This is a genomic window from bacterium (assembly GCA_016708025.1).
GTDB lineage: Bacteria > Zixibacteria > MSB-5A5 > GN15 > FEB-12 > FEB-12.
In genome coordinates this window covers 247,793-263,775 of sequence record JADJGQ010000001.1, presented here as the reverse complement: position 1 = coordinate 263,775, position 15,983 = coordinate 247,793, and the positions used below count along the sequence as shown (strand labels likewise).

Below are 15,983 nucleotides of genomic sequence, written 5' to 3'. Positions count from 1 at the left end.
AATGGAAACGTACAGGCAGGAACGAGTCTTTAACGCTGGCGCTGCAACTGCCTCTCTTTCGTCGAACCGTTACGCTAGTCTAGTATCGATAGGCCGGATTAAACCACTGGCCGGAGTCAAAGTAATACGGCCCGTAGCCGCTGACTTTCTGGAAGCCAATGGACATCCGAAACTTCTCGGAAGGATGATAGTCGAGGGTGAAGCCAGGCAGGACGGTAGCATCGTTTTTGCTATCGCCCCAAATAGCTCCGGAATTGTGGAGAACACCTACGTTAACCGACAGCGACAGTGACTTGGAGAAATCGTAGAACATGGTTGTTTTCAGCAAGCCTGCTGAACCGGAACGATCGCCGCCGGAAAGGTAGGAGATCGAGTAACTATGCGACCATCGAATGCGGGAAATATCCAACAGAGAAAACGGGTTGGGTGCTCCCTGCAAACCGAGCGAACTGCTGGTGGTGGAGACCGAACTTGCGGCAGGGGCCTTATCAGCGGCCATCGCCGAAGCTACACAAACCGTTAGGCTCAACAGGATTAGAATGGTCTTCATGGGGTTAACTCTCACTCGAATTAAAGGTACCTTCCGTAGCCAAGTCCGTCAACCTAAAAAACATACGGATACTAGTGTATCGGCAGTCGGGCTCTCTTCCCTTTATAACGCGGAGGGGGCTTCTTCGTTTACCAAAAACAGTCAGAGAATCACTATTTGAGTCTGCTACCGAAAAGGGTTTCGAGTTGCTGGAGTTGCTCGGTATCATTAACTCCCTGTACCTCATAGGGGTCATCGGCGGCGACCACGGACACCGTCAAGCCATTATCGTGCAATATCTTAACAGCGTCCGTCAGGTAGTACTCTCCCTGCGCGTTCTGATTGCCGATCTGGTTGATCACATCGAAAAGCTTCTGGTTGTCGAAACAAAATGTGCCAGAGTTGACTTCGCGAATGTTACGGACTTCCTCTGAAGCATCCTTGTGTTCGACGATCTCTTTCAGGCGGTCGGAGTTGCCATCGCGGATGATCCGGCCATAACCGGTAGCATCGGGGAAAATCGCCGACAGACAGGTAGCCACAGCTTTGGTGCGCGTGTGAACGTCAAACAGGTTGTTGATAGCGGACTCGGAAAGAAATGGGACATCACCGGCGGCGACAAGAGTGGTGCCGTCGAATGACGCCATCTGGTCTTTGGTCATCATGACGGCATGGCCAGTCCCGTGCTGTTCGCGCTGCCAGGCGAACTCGACTTTGTAGTTTTTGAGCGCATCCTGGACCATTTCTCCCTTATGGCCGATCACCACCACGATCTTATCAAACTTGAGGCGAATGAGTGTGTCGAGGAGAATGGAAACCATCGGGCGGCCATGGATCTCATGGAGCACTTTGGGGAGATCCGATTTCATCCGCTTACCTTTGCCGGCGGCCAGCACAATAGCAGCACGTTTTGAAGACACAGAGACTCCTTAACTTACGAGGGGAATTCGGAACTCGACCGATCAGGCGGTCGGACGATTCTGAGCATCGACATGAACCGCGATCGGCTTATGCTTAGCCGCTTCGGTCGGGTCGTATTGCGCATACGATAGAATGATGAGGAGGTCCCCCTTCATCCCTTTGCGAGCCGCGGCGCCATTGAGCGCGATTATCCCACTGCCGGGGGCACCCTTGATGACATAGGTGTCGAACCGTTCGCCATTGTTGATATTGGCGATATCGACTTTTTCGAATTCCTGAAGGTTGGCCAGCTTCATCAAGTTCTCATCGATCGTGATGGAGCCGACATAGTTCAGGTCAGCGCCGGTCAGGGTGGCGCGATGTATTTTCGATTTCAGCAGAGTGATCAACATTCTTCCATCAATCCTTTTCGAATGCAGCCCGAATATAGTCAAAACCTGCGACGATGCAAGCCTGACGATGTCGGTGGCCGCAATCCGTTCCAGTATCCTAACCGTCTACCGGACAGAAAGTTCCCTCAATTTCGGGATTCCCGGTCGGAAAGTGTAGCGGGGGAAGCGCTTAGGGGATAATCTCCACCCAGGTTTTGGCGGGATAGACCTCGAGTTCATCGGTGATATCTTCAATCGCCTTGACCAGATTCTTCCAGCTCACCAGCTTGCGCGCCTTGTGGGCATACAACCAGGCGAAGCCGCTATTCTCTTTGTTGAGTGTCACGGTTGAATCGCGCGGAACAACCGCGACTATGAGCGGGAGGATCCAGATCTGGTCGAATTCCGGCTCATAAAACTGAATGAGATATTCAGTCGACCAGAGCCGCTCGGAATGGAGGCCGACCTCTTCCTTGAGTTCGCGCTTGACGATCTGTGCGGCGGTTTCATTCCCCTCTTTGGTGCCGGTGACAAAGCCCCAGCATCCGGGATAGGATTCGGTTTCGGCGCGTTGAACCAGCAGAAATTTCCAGCCATCGTCATCTTTTTTTACTACAGCGATATTCACGCCGGGAGAGGTTATCTCAATAGCTTGCGGTCTGATATTCGACACGGAATTACCCCTGTTTCAGCAACATGTTATCAATCAATCGTACCCCGTGAAGTCGGACGGCCAGCGAACAGACGGTCTCGCCGGTGATCGTGGCGACATCGGCCAGGGTATTAAAATCACTGAAGGCGATATAATCGATTTCGGCGGTGGGGCAAGTCTTTTTGATAATTTTGCGCATCTCATTTGAGATGGATTTTGTCTCGCGAATCCCTTCTTTCAGCATCTGTTTGGCGAGAGTTAGCGATTGATAAAGACAGATCGCTTCGGTTCGCGCGTTAGGAGTCAGGTAGCTGTTGCGGGATGACATGGCGAGACCATCGCGTTCGCGGACTGTCGGCGCGATGATATATTTGATCGGGTAGCCAAGATCGCGAGTCATTTGCCTGAGAACCACCGCCTGCTGGAAATCTTTCTGCCCGAACACGACAATATCGGGGCGCGTCAGATTAAACAGCTTGGCGACAATCGTCGCCACCCCTTTGAAATGCCCGGGACGGATGGAGCCCTCTAGCACATCGGTCAGTTTTTCGACATTGACATAGGTCTGAAAATCTGCCGGATAGATTTCTTTGGCATCGGGGATGAAAACGATATCCCCGCCGGCGGATTTGATCTTTTTCAGGTCTCCCTTTTCATCGCGCGGATATTTCGCGAGATCTTCGTTTGGGGCGAACTGCGCCGGATTGACGAAGATGGTGGTGATGACGATATCGGCTTCTTTTTTGGCGCGACGGATCAGCGAAAGGTGACCATCGTGGAGATATCCCATCGTCGGGACGAGCCCGATGGGTTTTCCCTGGGCGGCGAGTTTACGGGTGGCCGCGTGGATCTGCTTTATGGTGCGGAGGGTTTGCATAGGCTAGTTTGTCCTGATAATTTCGCAATCTTCAAACTTGGTTTTTTGAAGAAGAAAGTCGTCATCCCTAATAGGGACTACGAAGACTGGTGCTTCTCCATATGTGCCGATGACCAGCGAATAATGTGAATTCGGTGGTGTTTGTGCAGGGTCAGCAAGTGTGCATCTGACCGAGTCAGGGTGCGCACGTACACGCTGTAAAATGCTGTCGGTCTTAACAAGTGAGATAGCGTCTGGCCAATAGTAGTATTCCGTTAGTGCCGATTCCTTTTGCATTCTGATCTTTATTGAGTGCAGGAGATTGGAATCATTCGCATAATAGACAATGGCCATCGGCAGCGTATCATCAGCAGACTGTAGCTCTTCCGGTACATCACAGAGGACTGCGGCAAAGCGATCATGGCCCCCTGTCATCCCGAAGTTGTAGGCAAAAAGCATCTTTCCATCTATCAACCGGTGCAGTCGATACAACGAAGTCCTATCGCAACACCCGTCCTCAGTAGTCCGATAGAACCCGAACCATTCCTCGCCACGGTCGGCTTTTTCTGAAATGGTCCAGAGCTTGGATATGCTGCTTACCATATCGAGTGTCATCGCCTCTGCCGTGAGCCACGAGTGATTGTCCTCTTCGGCGCCTTCAATCCAACTGACTCTCTCCCGGATCAGCATCGAATCAGAAACTCGATGATATCGCTGTTCAGTGATCTGAAAAATGCGTCTACCTTCACTTTCGAAATTATAGAGGTCAAGCCGGCTACTGGAACTGTCACTCCAGACCAGCTCAGCATCTGCAATGTTGATTGAGTCGCAATACTGGTGCGAGGCTGGCGTGGTCCTGTTGGCATGGGGCGACTCGGATTGACCGCAACCTACTTGGATCACCGCAAGGACTATCCATGAGAACACGACTGAAGTTAATCTGTAGTGTCTTGCGCAAGCTCTCGGGCTTCGACTTCGCTCAGCCCAACGAGAAGCTGGATTCCCGCCTTCGCGGAATGAGGCGGTGGAGGTGCGGAGGGTGTGCATAGGCTAGTTTATACGGATGATGTCGAAGTCTTTGAATACTGTTTTTTCCAGGACAAAGTCATTGTTGCGAATCGGAATTCCCAGAATTGGACGAAGACCCGGATTCTCGATAAAGATGACTTGCTGTATATCGTCTGGAACAGCTTGAGGATCAGTTAACGTTAAATCGGCTCCAGCTCGAAATGCCGGTGCCATACCTACAAGTCTGTCCGGATTGGAAAGCATGATACGCGCCGCCCAACTATACATGAGTTGCTCGAATACGCTCGAATCTCGGGCCCGTATCTTGAAGGAGTGAAGAGTGAATCGACGCAGGCGTAATATACGGTAGCAATCAGCAGCGAATCCTCTGCCTGAATCGCCTCATCTGCAACTGGTCGGTGGAGCAGTCCTGCAATGCGATATGATTCCCGATGAGCAAGGTGGTCATCAAGCGGTAACACGCTAACATACTCACCATCATAGTTGAAGATTGATCGGCCGGTTCGCAGATTGTACAAGCGGTAACTTGGATAAGCCCATCCGTCACTATGATCAACGGTACGAAAATAGGGTGGCCAAAGCTCCCCATACTCGGATTTATCGTCAATCTGCCAAACCTGCGTGGAAACACCCCTCTTGTCTTGATGAAAACCTCGAATACTCACATGCGTGTGCATCTGGGACGATAGACCGAGGACTGTTTCTACCTGCTCTGAAATTCGCATCCATGTGCTGTCGCCAAGGTCAGCAAAATGGTAGCGAAGGCTTTGAGCCAGTGTAACGATCTTTCCATCAACCGAGAGAGTGGTAACGCCAGTCGAGTCGGGTGAGAATTCAAGTACGCGAGCGCTCTCCAACCGCGCTGAGAGTCCTGCACGCTCCAGCGCTTTTCGAGTATTCCCGTCCAGATCCGCAGCCGAAGCACCGTCATCGACACACCCAAATCCAGCAAGAAATGTCAGACAGAAAACGATCAGCAGAGAAGCTAAGCCCACCCAATTGGTCATTGGTTCCCCCCTACTCCTGTGGTGTTTCTTTCGGGCCGAAGAGGGGTGGTTCTTCGGCGATGCGGTGGCCGTCCTTGATTTGACGCAATGCGACATACCCTCTCGCCTGCGCCGAGGCGATCACTGCCAGGAAATATCCGATCACGGAGGCGAAAATCAGGAAAAGCATGAAGGTCATGACATAAGCGACAGGACGGTCGGCGCCAAAGGTCGGATAAAATGGGATCTCAAACGCCCATTTGATCCCTGGGAAGATATTGGTCATCTGATCCACCAGATCGGTCCGGATCGGCAGATGATGCAAGCCTGCCCGCACCAGATATTCCGGCTGCTTTCCGCCGGCAAGCGAGGTAGCGGCCGTGATAAACTGCACCGCGCGATAGCAGAAGTAGGCATACACAAAGCTGGCCAGTTTGGCGGCGACCAGACTATAGCCGGTGTACAGCAACCAGCGCATCGGTGTGCGAATGAGGGTCGAAAAGAGCTCAAGCAGCACGCTGAAAACATCGGAGTTTCGCTGTGAAGCGGCAATGGAAGGGAGCAAAAGCACTGTCACCGGCAGCGCGAAAATGATAAAAACCGTGAACAGCGCGATAAAGAAGTTCGGAACAAAGAAGATCAGCGCGTAGAGCCACTCTCCAATGAGTGGAATGCGGGTGACAAGGCCAAGCAGCAAGAACAGCGCCGCAATGAATGCGACGAAAGTGACAATGGCAAGTTCGGCCAGGAAGATCTGCCGGGCGCGGGAACGCGCAAAGCGGAGACCCTCGGTGAAAGACATAAACCGGTTGCCGCGCATAGCTTCGATATTGATCGCGGCAACGCCGCAAAAGCCGAGCATCAGGAGAAAGCCGGCCAGAATGATCCCGGTGAAGTGAATTCCTTTGGCGGCGACAGAATCAAAGGCGCCGAATTCGAAAGGGAAAAAGCCGTATGCGGCGTAGACGACATCGAAACCATCCCCCTGAACATAGTAGGCAGCGTAGGTGAACAGGTTATAGAGAACCAACCCCAGCACCACCGCGACTGTCATCACGCCGATCTGTTTGGCGGAGAGTGCCCTGACCGGTGCCCAGGCAACATCGAGAAACCCGTATTTGGGTCTGGATTCCATGCGGTAATGTTCTGCGGTTGAAGGGGAAAGTCAAGGGGGAATGCGAGAGGGGTGGGTGCTGAATGCAGGGGGTTGCTTCGTCGCTGCGCTCCTCGCAATGACGTTGCCGGGCAAACGACTCAGACTTGAGAGTGAGCGATGAAGCTCAGATGTGGAATTCGATGATGTCCCGGTCGGAGAGGACAAAGTCCTTCTGCACCCGCTGACCATCGAATTTCCCCGCCCCCCAAACTTTGGCGAACTTCAGGTTGGCGGCGAAGTCTTTGTGGATCGCGCCAGCGGCTTCCTCGACAGTAGCGCCGATCGGCAGGATGACCGGGTCGATCAGTTCGACCTCCTTCCCGATATGTTTGGTATATACGCGAATGACATTGAGTGACTGGAAAACCGCCCGCATCAGATCGCCGAGAGTGGTTTCCTCCAGAATGGTGGTTGGGATGATGGTGAATCCGGCGAAGCGCTGATCGAGCCAGGCACGGACTTCGGGTAATTCATCATCGCATTTGTGCGCGAGAATGAGCGTTCGTTTTCCGACAAAGCGAAGATCATCCGGCGGTTTGTCCAGATTCGGCATCAAACGAATCTTCTTCTCCTCCAGTGCATTGAGCAGAAATTCGGTGTGCGGTTTGATCTGGGGATCGGTCAGGTCGCAGACCAGAGCGACAATATCGGCGTTTCTCACCAGATTGGGCATGTACGTTTCGAAGAGTTCATCGGAGATTGGTGGCGTATCGATCAGTTGGAAATGGACGGTTTCGAAGGTGGTCATGCCGGTCAGCGGCTCACGCGTAGAATACGGATAGTCGGCGACGATCGGCTTGGCATGGGTCATCGAAGCCAAGAGCGATGATTTCCCCGAGTTGGGAGCGCCGATGAAAATGATCTGGGCCGAGCCCTCGGATTCGATATAATCGTGCGCTACTCCCCCATGCTTCCCGCCCGGCTGCAAATGGGCCTGTTCGATCTCTTTGCGAAGGAGAGAGATCTTCGCTTTCATCTCGGCTTGGAGCTTGTCTGTCCCCTTATGTTTCGGCATGATGCGCAGCAGCTCCTGCGCCATGCGGAGTTTCTCCTGCGGATCCTTGCAGGCACGGAACTCGCGTTCAAGCTCATAATACTGGGGTGGTAGATTAGCGGGCATACCTAATAGATACAACAGCCGGTGGCGATTGACAAGAGGCTAGCGGGTGCGACGGATATTCCGCTTGATAACCGCCTCGATCGATTCGCAGATATAATCGACCTGTTTAAGCGATAGGGTCGGATAAAGCGGCAGGGTAACCGTACGCGGGGCGACTTCGTCCATGACGGGGAAACTGCCGAGATTGGGACGAGAGCCGGCAAAGGCGGAGAAGTCAGGGATAGGGATATAGTGCACGCCGCACTCGACAGATTTGCGGGCCATCGCCTCGATAAACCCGGCGCGGTCGATAGTCAGGCGCTTCGTGACCAGCTTGATGATGTAGAGATGCCAGGCGGACAGGCAGTTCGGACGCTCAACAGGTAATTCAAGGTAATCCTGCATATGCCTCAGATTGTGCGCGTACCTTTCGACGATCTTGCGGCGTTTCGCCTGACGCTGGTCGAAGGTGGTAAGCTCGCCAAGACCGATTGAGGCGAGGATGTCCGGCAGGTTCCCCTTCATCCAGATTTCAGGTATATCGTACTGCCATCCTCTCCCCTGTTTCCGCATCCAGGCATCACGGGTGATACCGTGGCGGGAGAGCCGCCGCGCCCGCTCAATGAGCTTGCCATTCCGAGAGAGGATCGCCCCCCCTTCGCCGGTGGTAAGGTTTTTGGTTGCGTGGAATGAGAAAACGGAGAGGTCAGTCCAGTGCGGTATAGCCTCGCCACGATAGAGCGAGCCGAAGGCATGCGCGGAGTCCGAGACTATCTGTATCTCTTTTCCTTTACAGATCTCGCGCATCGCCGAATAGTCGCAAGGATGACCGGCGATGTCCACCGGGAGAATCAAGCCCGTTCGCCTGGTGATCTTGCGAGCAAGCTTGGCGGTATCGAGATTCAGAGTATCCGGGTCAATATCACAATAGACGGGAGTGAGCCCAGCCGCGATGATGGAAGTCGTGGTCGCAATGAACGTGTACGGCGTGGTGATAACTTCGGAACCACCTTTGAATGCCGCCAGATACAGGGCCAACTGCAAACCCGCCGTGGCCGACGAGACCGCCGCGGCATGTCTGATCCCGCAATGAGCGGCGATCTTCAACTCGAATGCCTTCGCCTTTGCACCGGTGGCAAGCCACCCGGATCTGAGCGTCGCAGTCGTCTCTGCAATTGCGGCTCGACTGAGAGCCAGATCGTAGAGCGGTATCTTAGCGATTGGCGGCATCGGTCAGTCTTTCGTAGAGGCTGCACATCAGGTCGAGCGATTTATCCCAGGTGTAATTGGCCAGCACATAGCGCTGTCCGGCCTCTCCCATCTGCTGCTGCAGGGCGCGGTCTTTGGCCAGTTTGATGATAGCCTCGGCAAGGGCGGTCGGATCATCCGGCGGGACCAGGATGCCGGTCAAATTGCTGAGAATGACCTCCGGAATCCCTCCGACAGTGGTGCCGATCACCGGTCGTCCGCATGCGGCGGCCTCTAAGGCGGCGACGCCGAATGCCTCGTTGCGCGACGGCATCACCATGAAATTGTGCTCGGCAATAAAGTGATAGACCCAATCTTTGTCGATCCATCCGACCAGTTTGACCTGGTCCTCAAGATCCAGGGACTGAATCATCTCTTGCAGTTGGAGAGCCATGCTTCCCTTTCCGGCCATGGAGAGGCGGATGTCGGGAATCTCTTTCTTCACTTCGGCCATTGCCCTGATCAGGATATCCGGCGCATAGGTCGGCTCGTAATGTTTGATAAAGCAGAGTCTGGGGGGGCCGGCCGGGAGTGGTGGAACCTCGTTGGGGAGTTCAACACCAAACGGAATGAACTCGAGTCGTTTCTCCAGATCAGGGAAAAGCGACTTGGTCGATTCCAGCAGGAAGCGGCTGGTAACGGTCAGGGCCGTTGCTTGATTAAGGGTCGCGCGAAGGAAGGAGAGTTTAGGCCAGCTTTTGGAGAATTCGCGAAGGTCACTTCCCCAGATGGAGATGACAGTCGGTTTGAATCCCATGCGCCATGACCAGAGACCGAATCCGCCGGCATAGTGCACATGCACCAGGGCGGGATCAAACTTCTTCGCCTCGCGGACAGCATCTCCGGACTTCCAGATATATTCGGCGCGGGAGTCATGCGGGAAGATAACCGTTTCAGTGTTGGGGAGCTTCTCCCCGCCCAGCGAGATCAACTTGATCTCATAGCCGCGCGATTGCAGTCCAGCGACCCATCGCTGAATATGCACTGACTGGGCAAACCCGAATATGACGATCCGTTTAGCTGACATATTTCCGCCGGAATAATAATGCGAAATAGGGACGGAAGCCAAATAACAATGCGGCCGCTAAAAAGGCGGCCAGAATCGTCAGGCCGGAGATGGCCAGCCTGCCGACGGCCTCCCCGAAGGAGTTGCCGGGAAGTAACGAATCGATCGGACTTGCAAAAAGATAGCCAGCAAGGCCAGAGATCGCCCCAGCCAAAATCAGTCTGAGAATGCCCGGTAGTAAAGAGATGTCCGCATTGGCGCGGATCTTTGTCAGGCAAAGGAGCAACAAACCGACCGCCATCAAGGTAAACGAAATCGAAGTCGCGACGGTAATTCCGGGGTAACCTATGAAGCCCGGCAAAACGAGAGTTGCTGTCGCCTTGACGGCCAGGGCGATTAGTGCAAGATAGAGCACCTGCTTGGTCCACCCCTGTCCATACGCCGCTCGCAGGGAGGTGGAGATCACAAAGAGTGCGACAATTGTGGGAGTATAGGGACGCAACAGCGTTGCGGTCATCTCGACTGAACTCGCGTCGAACCGTCCGCGAAAGAAGACTACTTGCACGAGATCGGTAGCATTGACCAGAAAAAACGCCGCCAGAGGAATGGTCAGGAGCATCCCCCCGACAATGGCATTCCGGTACAGCTTGCCGAAAGCGTTATCCTGTTTGCTCAGATCGGCGCCGGCGAATTTTGGGAAAACAACCGAAGCGATCGCGAAACCGACCACCGCATCGGGCAACTGCACCAGTACCTGACTGTAGTTGAGCGATGAAATGATTCCGACACCAAAATCTGTGGCGACAAAACGGTCAAACAGGAAATAAGATCGGTTGACCAGTTCGATGCCGAGTAAGAGCAGGATGGTCGAGACCATCCCATCCATATGCTCAGTCTTGAGAGAAAGGCGATATTTGGCGATACCGCCTGAGGGGATAAGACGCGCCGCGAGAAAGATATTCTGTCCGATCATCCCCCCGAGCAGGCCAATAATAATTGCTCCGACGCCGAGGAGGTTATGGAAAAGCACTACTGCGGTAATGAACAAAATATTCTCGACGATATAGCCGCCGGCTGGCCATGTGAAAACGTGGCGGACATTCAACAGCGCGCGGAGATAGGCTTCGGAAGTTCCAAGAACGACCATCAGCGCAATGATCCGGCAGTAAAAGACGATCAATTTGAATTCCACGCCACCATAATCTCCCGCCCAGATCCGCATCAGAAATGGCGCACCGAGCATGATGAGGAAAGCAATTGCAAGCGAGAAGAGAATACTTCGATTGAACAGCCCCCAGATCGACCGCCATCCGCCATCAGCGGGCCTTTTCTCGAGAAAGCGAGTGAGATACGGGACGAGCAAGAAATACGAAGCGAAATTAATGATGCCGTAGGCCAAGGCAGGGAGCATGATCGCGATGAGATAAAGATCATATTCGGCGGAAGTTCCGAACCTATCGGCGACCACTATCTCTCTGCCAAGTCCCAGCAGTTTGGAGACAAAGACCACCCCGGCCACACCTACGATGGCGGCAATTGAGCGAGTTGAGGCGGAGTTGATGGTGGGTTTGTCAGTCATATCGTTCAGACAAAAGGACCGGCGTGGCCGGTCCTTTCAGCTTTCCGTGTATTCAGGAAGCAGTCTCCCTTACGCGGTCGCCAGCTTCTTGACCGTGGCGATCACTTCGGTCTGTTCCTGTTCGGTCATTTCGGGATAGATCGGGATCGAAAAGACCTCATCGCCGGCTTTAGTTGAATGCGGGAACTGGTCTTCCTTGTATCCAAGATACTTGAAGCAATCCTGCATATGGAACGGAACCGGATAATAGATGGCGGTACCGATTCCGGCAGCGCGGAGCCCTTCGAAAACCGTCTTGCGCTTTGGTGAAGCCAACGTGTACTGGTTGTAAATATGAAAAGTGCTGTACGGCATCACGGGCGGAGTCATTATTCCGGGGACACCAGCCAGTTCTTTGTCGTAGCGTTTGGCATGTTCAATCCGTTTTTCGGACCATTTCCGCAGATACGGCAATTTGACCAAAAGCATGGCGGCCTGAATGGTATCGAGTCGGGAGTTGTAGCCGACGATGCGATGATAGTATTGCGGCTTCTGACCGTGCTCGCGGAGAATGCGGCAGAGTTCATACAGCTCTTCGCTGTTTGTGGTGATAATGCCGGCATCGCCACCAGCACCAAGATTTTTTGAGGGGAAGAAAGAGAAGCAACCAAGGTCACCCATCGAGCCACAGGGACGTCCTTTGTACTCTGCACCAATCGACTGGGCGCCATCTTCGACAACTTTGAGTCCGTGCTTCTTGGCTATTTCGTTGATCGGGTCCATATCAGCCAACTGGCCGAAGAGATGAACCGGCATGATCACTTTAGTTTTTTTGGTGATCGCTTTTTCGATCAGTTTCGGATCGATGTTGTAGCTGTCCGGCTCGATATCAACAAAGACCGGTGTCGCACCAAGACGGGCAACCACACCAGCCGATGCAAAGAAGGAGAAATTTGAGGTGATGACTTCATCGCCGGGGCCAACACCGCACGCATGGAGAGCTACCATCAGGGCATCAGTTCCGGAGGCAACGCCGATCGCATACTTTGTTTTGCAGTAAGCGGCGATCTGCTTCTCGAGTTCGGCGACCTCTGGTCCAAGGATAAACTTGCCGTGGGTGAGGACATTGATAACCGCCTTGTCCAATTCCGGCTTCAGGTAGGCATATTGGCGGGTGAGGTCAAGTAGCGGGACTCCCATGATACGAATTACTCCTTCCAACCCTGGTTTTTCAGTAACTGCTCTTCCGGAACATCGCGGAATACTTTGCCCGGCACACCGGCGATGATCTTACCGGCTGGTGTGTCTTTGGTGACCAACGCACCGGCAGCGACCAGAGTATCTTGCTCTATAGTGATTCCGGGAAGCACGGTGGCATTAACGCCGACGCGCCCTCCCTTCTTGATAGTGACACCTTTAAAGTGCTTGAAGCGTTCTTCGGAGCGACCGATGTAGTTGTCGTTCGAGGTAGCTACACACGGGGCGACAAACACGCGATCTTCCAGCTCCGAATAAGCGGTGATATAAACGTTTGTCTCAAGTTTTACGTAACTGCCGATCTTGCAGAAATTCTCGATCGCAACTCCACGCCCAACGATGGTGAAGTCGCCGATAGTGACATTTTCGCGAATGGTGGAGAGATCGGCGACGAGGACCTTATTCCCTATTTCGCATCCGCGGTAGATAACGACATGTGTTCCGATAATGCAATTCGCGGAGATCTTCGAGGCAGGGACTTCTTTGTCGGAAGTGACGGCGCTGTTGGCGGCGCGCATCGGGCGTTTGCCGATCACGGTGCCGTCATCGATCCGGACATTGTCGCCAATGGTAGTGCCGTCGTGGATGATCACCTGATTGCCGATGACGCAGCCGGCGCCGATCGTTACCTGATCGCTGATGACACAAAATTGGCCATAGGTGGTGCCGCTACCGATCCTGGCTGAGGATGAAACTATGGAAGATGACATCATTTACTCCTTGTCGCGTCGAGAGGAAGGGGATGAGCCGCGTGGATTGCGTTTCACCCCGGGAAGCCAGCCGAAAAAGGCCCCGGCTACATACTGGGCGCGCTCGTGATCCTCGGGGCGACGCTCCTGGAGCCGGTCCATATATTCAAACAGCGAAGCGAGAAAAATCGAAAAGATGAGCGAGAGCAGGAAAGTGCCACCGACTATCAGGGTTCGTTTCGGGCGACTGCGTAACTCAGGCACCGAAGCGCGATCCAAAACTGAGATTGTGGGCGACTCCTTGCTTTCCTGGATTTTGGCCTGTTCCAACTGCTCAAGCAAAGTGTTGAAGAGCACTTCAGAGACTCTCACTTTGCTGTAGAGCATTTCGTACTGGCCACGCAGAGCCGGGATGGATGCGACCGGCAGCGAGAAATAGGAGGAATCCGCTCCGCCGACCTCCAGGCGCTCAAGCTGTTGCTTGAGAATGGCCCGACGCTGGCGACGGACCATCAGGTCAGGATGGTCTTTTCCGAGCGACTGCTCGGCGATTTGCAGGTCGAGTTCAGTCTGGGCAAGCGAGACTTTCAGGTTACTTGCCTGCTCAATGGCGAGGCGAGTCTGTTCATCGAAATCGACCGTCCGATAGGTGCGCTGGAAATGCTCAAGTGAGGCGCGGGCGGAATCGAGTTCGGTACGAACCTGGTTGAGTCTCCCCTCGATGAATTCGCGATTTTTGCGTGCTCTGCCGGTGACTATTTCCTGATTGACCCGATTGATCTCATCAACAAAAGCGTTGGCAATAGCTGCGGCAGTCTCCGGAACTTTGTCCTCCACCTGAATGCTGAGCAGTCCTTCTTCGGTGACGCGGAAGACGGCATGTTTCATCAAGGCGTCATAGGTTTCCGTGCGAGTGGCAGTTTCGTAGCGCTGCTGAAGATCAAATTGTGCGGAGATCCGATCAGAGATGGTCCTGCTTCGAAGGATGCGCGCATACACATCAGAGGGAGTCACCATCACAGGAAGATTCAGTCCGCCGGTCACGGAAATAACTTCCTCAAGACGCGAGAGGCTTTCCATGGTGGTAGAGACATCTTTTGGTGGAAGCAGAAGCGCCTCGGCCTGATACCATTTGGGAAGGACCAGCGAGATCACTGCGGCAACGACGGTCGCGAGCAGGGTTAGGCCAATGATCATCCCACGGCGACGGGCCATCAATTCGAGGAAGAGCCAGACATTGTTTTCGCGTGGTTCGGTCATGGTGCCACCAATCGCAGTTGGGCCACAACCTCGTCACCATCCAGCACACGGGTATTGACTGACACGAGGCGACGTACATGTGAGATGCGGTTGACCAGTCCGACTTTTTCGGGGTCGGCAGTCGGGAGCATCCCGCCGGCAGTGAAGATGTAGTATTCAGCGTCTTTCCCCTCGACATACGGGAACAGGCCCGGTGCTTTGACCGGCCCGCTGACGCGAACCCAACCAAGTTTGCGGGGCACGAAAACGGAATCCATCGGCTTCAATTGGATATTGAGAAAATCTTCGTTGGCGGCGATGATCGGGTATCGTTCACGGGAAGCGTGTGTGTACTGATCAGTCTCCGCAATACGAAAGACAGTTATTCGTCCGACATTGGCATCCTCAGTCGGTCCGCCGCTCATCTCCAGCGCCTGGCTTAGAGTCAGCGGGGATTGGAGTGAGAATCTACCGGGTGACTTCACTTCGCCAAGCACCGATACGCCTTGTGCAGCGCTCGCACTTCGACGTGGCACCTGAATGATATCTTTGGCTTTGATCATGCCTGGCTGCCAGATATTGCGGTCCGACTGACCCAGGAGGCGAATAGCCGCAGAGTCTGCACTGGAGGTCAAACCGCCGGCCAAATCGAGGAGAGTGGAGAGATCATCGTCTGGTCGCAACTCAATCTCACGGGGCCGGAGTACTTCGCCAAGCACCTGTACGGCCTCGGCCGACTTGACGGGTACATCGAGATGGTAACCGGCATAGAGAGAGGGATTGGCGGCATCATCACCAAGATAGAGGGCACGGTCCAGGTCGACGGCCAGCGGTTTCGGTCCGCCGGAGAGGACGATATTCCGGGTGGAGCCATCGGAGGTGATCCCGCCGGCAAGGGCCAAGGCATCGGAGACCCGTTGCGAGTTGTACACTCGGTAAAAGCCGGGTGAGCGCACGGCACCAGTAATGGATATCGAAATCGGGCGGGGTTCACCAACGGTTAGGACCATATCTTTGACGTTATACCTGGATCGCAGCGGTTCAACCAACTTTTCTCTCGCCTGGGCGAGAGTAGTGCCGCGAAGGTCGATGATCCCCAGGCTGGGATGGACAATTTGACCATCGGAGCTGATCTCGAGCTGGAGCGCGCTGAGGCTGCTCTGCAAGAAAGTGACTCGGATGACCTCACCCGGACGGATAAGGTAAAGATCGGGGTTGATCGGTCGATCGAATGTGGCCGGAAGGAGCTGCATGGCCAGAGAATCTGCCGCAGATGGAGATTGTTGTGCGATCCCCGCAGAGGCAGATATCAGGACCAAAGCGAACAGGCCAAAAAGCCGGATAATGCGATTCATCTAGTTCCTGTCATACGTGATTACAGACCGAA

The 15,983-nt window shown here is 54.0% G+C and carries 17 protein-coding genes; all 17 read right to left on the bottom strand.

The genetic code is table 11. From position 1 onward, the window contains the following. Positions 1-79 precede the first annotated feature (79 nt). Positions 80-550 carry a hypothetical protein gene (locus IPH75_01160; protein MBK7140670.1) on the bottom strand — a complete coding sequence of 157 codons (471 nt, stop codon included), beginning with the start codon at positions 548-550 and terminating at the stop codon, positions 80-82. 152 nt (positions 551-702) lie between these two features. Further along, positions 703-1,449 carry an NTP transferase domain-containing protein gene (locus IPH75_01155; protein MBK7140669.1) on the bottom strand — a complete coding sequence of 249 codons (747 nt, stop codon included), beginning with the start codon at positions 1,447-1,449 and terminating at the stop codon, positions 703-705. A gap of 42 nt (positions 1,450-1,491) precedes the next feature. Further along, the gene (locus IPH75_01150) at positions 1,492-1,842 is read right to left on the bottom strand and encodes an aspartate 1-decarboxylase (GenBank protein MBK7140668.1); all 351 of its coding nucleotides are present in this window, start codon (positions 1,840-1,842) and stop codon (positions 1,492-1,494) included. A 169-nt stretch (positions 1,843-2,011) separates the two neighbouring features. After that, positions 2,012-2,494 carry an NUDIX domain-containing protein gene (locus tag IPH75_01145; protein ID MBK7140667.1) on the bottom strand — a complete coding sequence of 161 codons (483 nt, stop codon included), beginning with the start codon at positions 2,492-2,494 and terminating at the stop codon, positions 2,012-2,014. 4 nt (positions 2,495-2,498) lie between these two features. Then, complete coding sequence (locus IPH75_01140; protein ID MBK7140666.1) at positions 2,499-3,350, bottom strand: pantoate--beta-alanine ligase; 852 nt, start codon at positions 3,348-3,350, stop codon at positions 2,499-2,501. A 3-nt stretch (positions 3,351-3,353) separates the two neighbouring features. Next, positions 3,354-4,256, bottom strand: coding sequence for a hypothetical protein (locus tag IPH75_01135; GenBank protein ID MBK7140665.1), 903 nt, complete (start codon positions 4,254-4,256; stop codon positions 3,354-3,356). A gap of 123 nt (positions 4,257-4,379) precedes the next feature. Continuing rightward, complete coding sequence (locus tag IPH75_01130; GenBank protein MBK7140664.1) at positions 4,380-4,571, bottom strand: hypothetical protein; 192 nt, start codon at positions 4,569-4,571, stop codon at positions 4,380-4,382. A gap of 2 nt (positions 4,572-4,573) precedes the next feature. Further along, positions 4,574-5,365, bottom strand: coding sequence for a hypothetical protein (locus tag IPH75_01125; GenBank protein MBK7140663.1), 792 nt, complete (start codon positions 5,363-5,365; stop codon positions 4,574-4,576). Positions 5,366-5,375: 10 nt separating this feature from the next. Then, complete coding sequence (locus IPH75_01120; GenBank protein ID MBK7140662.1) at positions 5,376-6,479, bottom strand: hypothetical protein; 1,104 nt, start codon at positions 6,477-6,479, stop codon at positions 5,376-5,378. 145 nt (positions 6,480-6,624) lie between these two features. After that, the gene (locus tag IPH75_01115) at positions 6,625-7,620 is read right to left on the bottom strand and encodes a 50S ribosome-binding GTPase (GenBank protein ID MBK7140661.1); all 996 of its coding nucleotides are present in this window, start codon (positions 7,618-7,620) and stop codon (positions 6,625-6,627) included. 39 nt (positions 7,621-7,659) lie between these two features. After that, positions 7,660-8,829, bottom strand: a complete 1,170-nt coding sequence (locus IPH75_01110; GenBank protein ID MBK7140660.1) for a DegT/DnrJ/EryC1/StrS aminotransferase family protein — start codon at positions 8,827-8,829, stop codon at positions 7,660-7,662. Then, on the bottom strand, positions 8,813-9,874 hold the full coding sequence (locus tag IPH75_01105) for a glycosyltransferase family 4 protein (GenBank protein MBK7140659.1): 1,062 nt from the start codon (positions 9,872-9,874) through the stop codon (positions 8,813-8,815). The genes IPH75_01110 and IPH75_01105 overlap by 17 nt, the downstream gene beginning before the upstream one ends. Next, on the bottom strand, positions 9,864-11,432 hold the full coding sequence (locus tag IPH75_01100; protein MBK7140658.1) for a polysaccharide biosynthesis C-terminal domain-containing protein: 1,569 nt from the start codon (positions 11,430-11,432) through the stop codon (positions 9,864-9,866). The genes IPH75_01105 and IPH75_01100 overlap by 11 nt, the downstream gene beginning before the upstream one ends. A gap of 69 nt (positions 11,433-11,501) precedes the next feature. Beyond that, entirely contained in the window at positions 11,502-12,611 is a 1,110-nt protein-coding gene (locus IPH75_01095; GenBank protein MBK7140657.1) for a DegT/DnrJ/EryC1/StrS family aminotransferase, read from the bottom strand. 8 nt (positions 12,612-12,619) lie between these two features. Beyond that, positions 12,620-13,378, bottom strand: coding sequence for an N-acetyltransferase (locus IPH75_01090; GenBank protein ID MBK7140656.1), 759 nt, complete (start codon positions 13,376-13,378; stop codon positions 12,620-12,622). 3 nt (positions 13,379-13,381) lie between these two features. Continuing rightward, positions 13,382-14,617, bottom strand: a complete 1,236-nt coding sequence (locus tag IPH75_01085; protein MBK7140655.1) for a hypothetical protein — start codon at positions 14,615-14,617, stop codon at positions 13,382-13,384. Next, complete coding sequence (locus tag IPH75_01080) at positions 14,614-15,951, bottom strand: SLBB domain-containing protein (protein ID MBK7140654.1); 1,338 nt, start codon at positions 15,949-15,951, stop codon at positions 14,614-14,616. Before IPH75_01080 ends, IPH75_01085 begins: the two co-directional genes overlap by 4 nt. Positions 15,952-15,983 lie beyond the last annotated feature (32 nt).

Coding starts and splice junctions, on each gene's coding strand:
- IPH75_01150 (MBK7140668.1), bottom strand. CDS start 1,842: ATGTTGATCACTCTGCTGAAATCGAAAATACATCGCGCCACCCTGACC.
- IPH75_01160 (MBK7140670.1), bottom strand. CDS start 550: ATGAAGACCATTCTAATCCTGTTGAGCCTAACGGTTTGTGTAGCTTCG.
- IPH75_01130 (MBK7140664.1), bottom strand. CDS start 4,571: ATGGCACCGGCATTTCGAGCTGGAGCCGATTTAACGTTAACTGATCCT.
- IPH75_01120 (MBK7140662.1), bottom strand. CDS start 6,479: ATGGAATCCAGACCCAAATACGGGTTTCTCGATGTTGCCTGGGCACCG.
- IPH75_01095 (MBK7140657.1), bottom strand. CDS start 12,611: ATGGGAGTCCCGCTACTTGACCTCACCCGCCAATATGCCTACCTGAAG.
- IPH75_01100 (MBK7140658.1), bottom strand. CDS start 11,432: ATGACTGACAAACCCACCATCAACTCCGCCTCAACTCGCTCAATTGCC.
- IPH75_01125 (MBK7140663.1), bottom strand. CDS start 5,365: ATGACCAATTGGGTGGGCTTAGCTTCTCTGCTGATCGTTTTCTGTCTG.
- IPH75_01080 (MBK7140654.1), bottom strand. CDS start 15,951: ATGAATCGCATTATCCGGCTTTTTGGCCTGTTCGCTTTGGTCCTGATA.
- IPH75_01085 (MBK7140655.1), bottom strand. CDS start 14,617: ATGACCGAACCACGCGAAAACAATGTCTGGCTCTTCCTCGAATTGATG.
- IPH75_01115 (MBK7140661.1), bottom strand. CDS start 7,620: ATGCCCGCTAATCTACCACCCCAGTATTATGAGCTTGAACGCGAGTTC.
- IPH75_01105 (MBK7140659.1), bottom strand. CDS start 9,874: ATGTCAGCTAAACGGATCGTCATATTCGGGTTTGCCCAGTCAGTGCAT.
- IPH75_01110 (MBK7140660.1), bottom strand. CDS start 8,829: ATGCCGCCAATCGCTAAGATACCGCTCTACGATCTGGCTCTCAGTCGA.
- IPH75_01140 (MBK7140666.1), bottom strand. CDS start 3,350: ATGCAAACCCTCCGCACCATAAAGCAGATCCACGCGGCCACCCGTAAA.
- IPH75_01090 (MBK7140656.1), bottom strand. CDS start 13,378: ATGTCATCTTCCATAGTTTCATCCTCAGCCAGGATCGGTAGCGGCACC.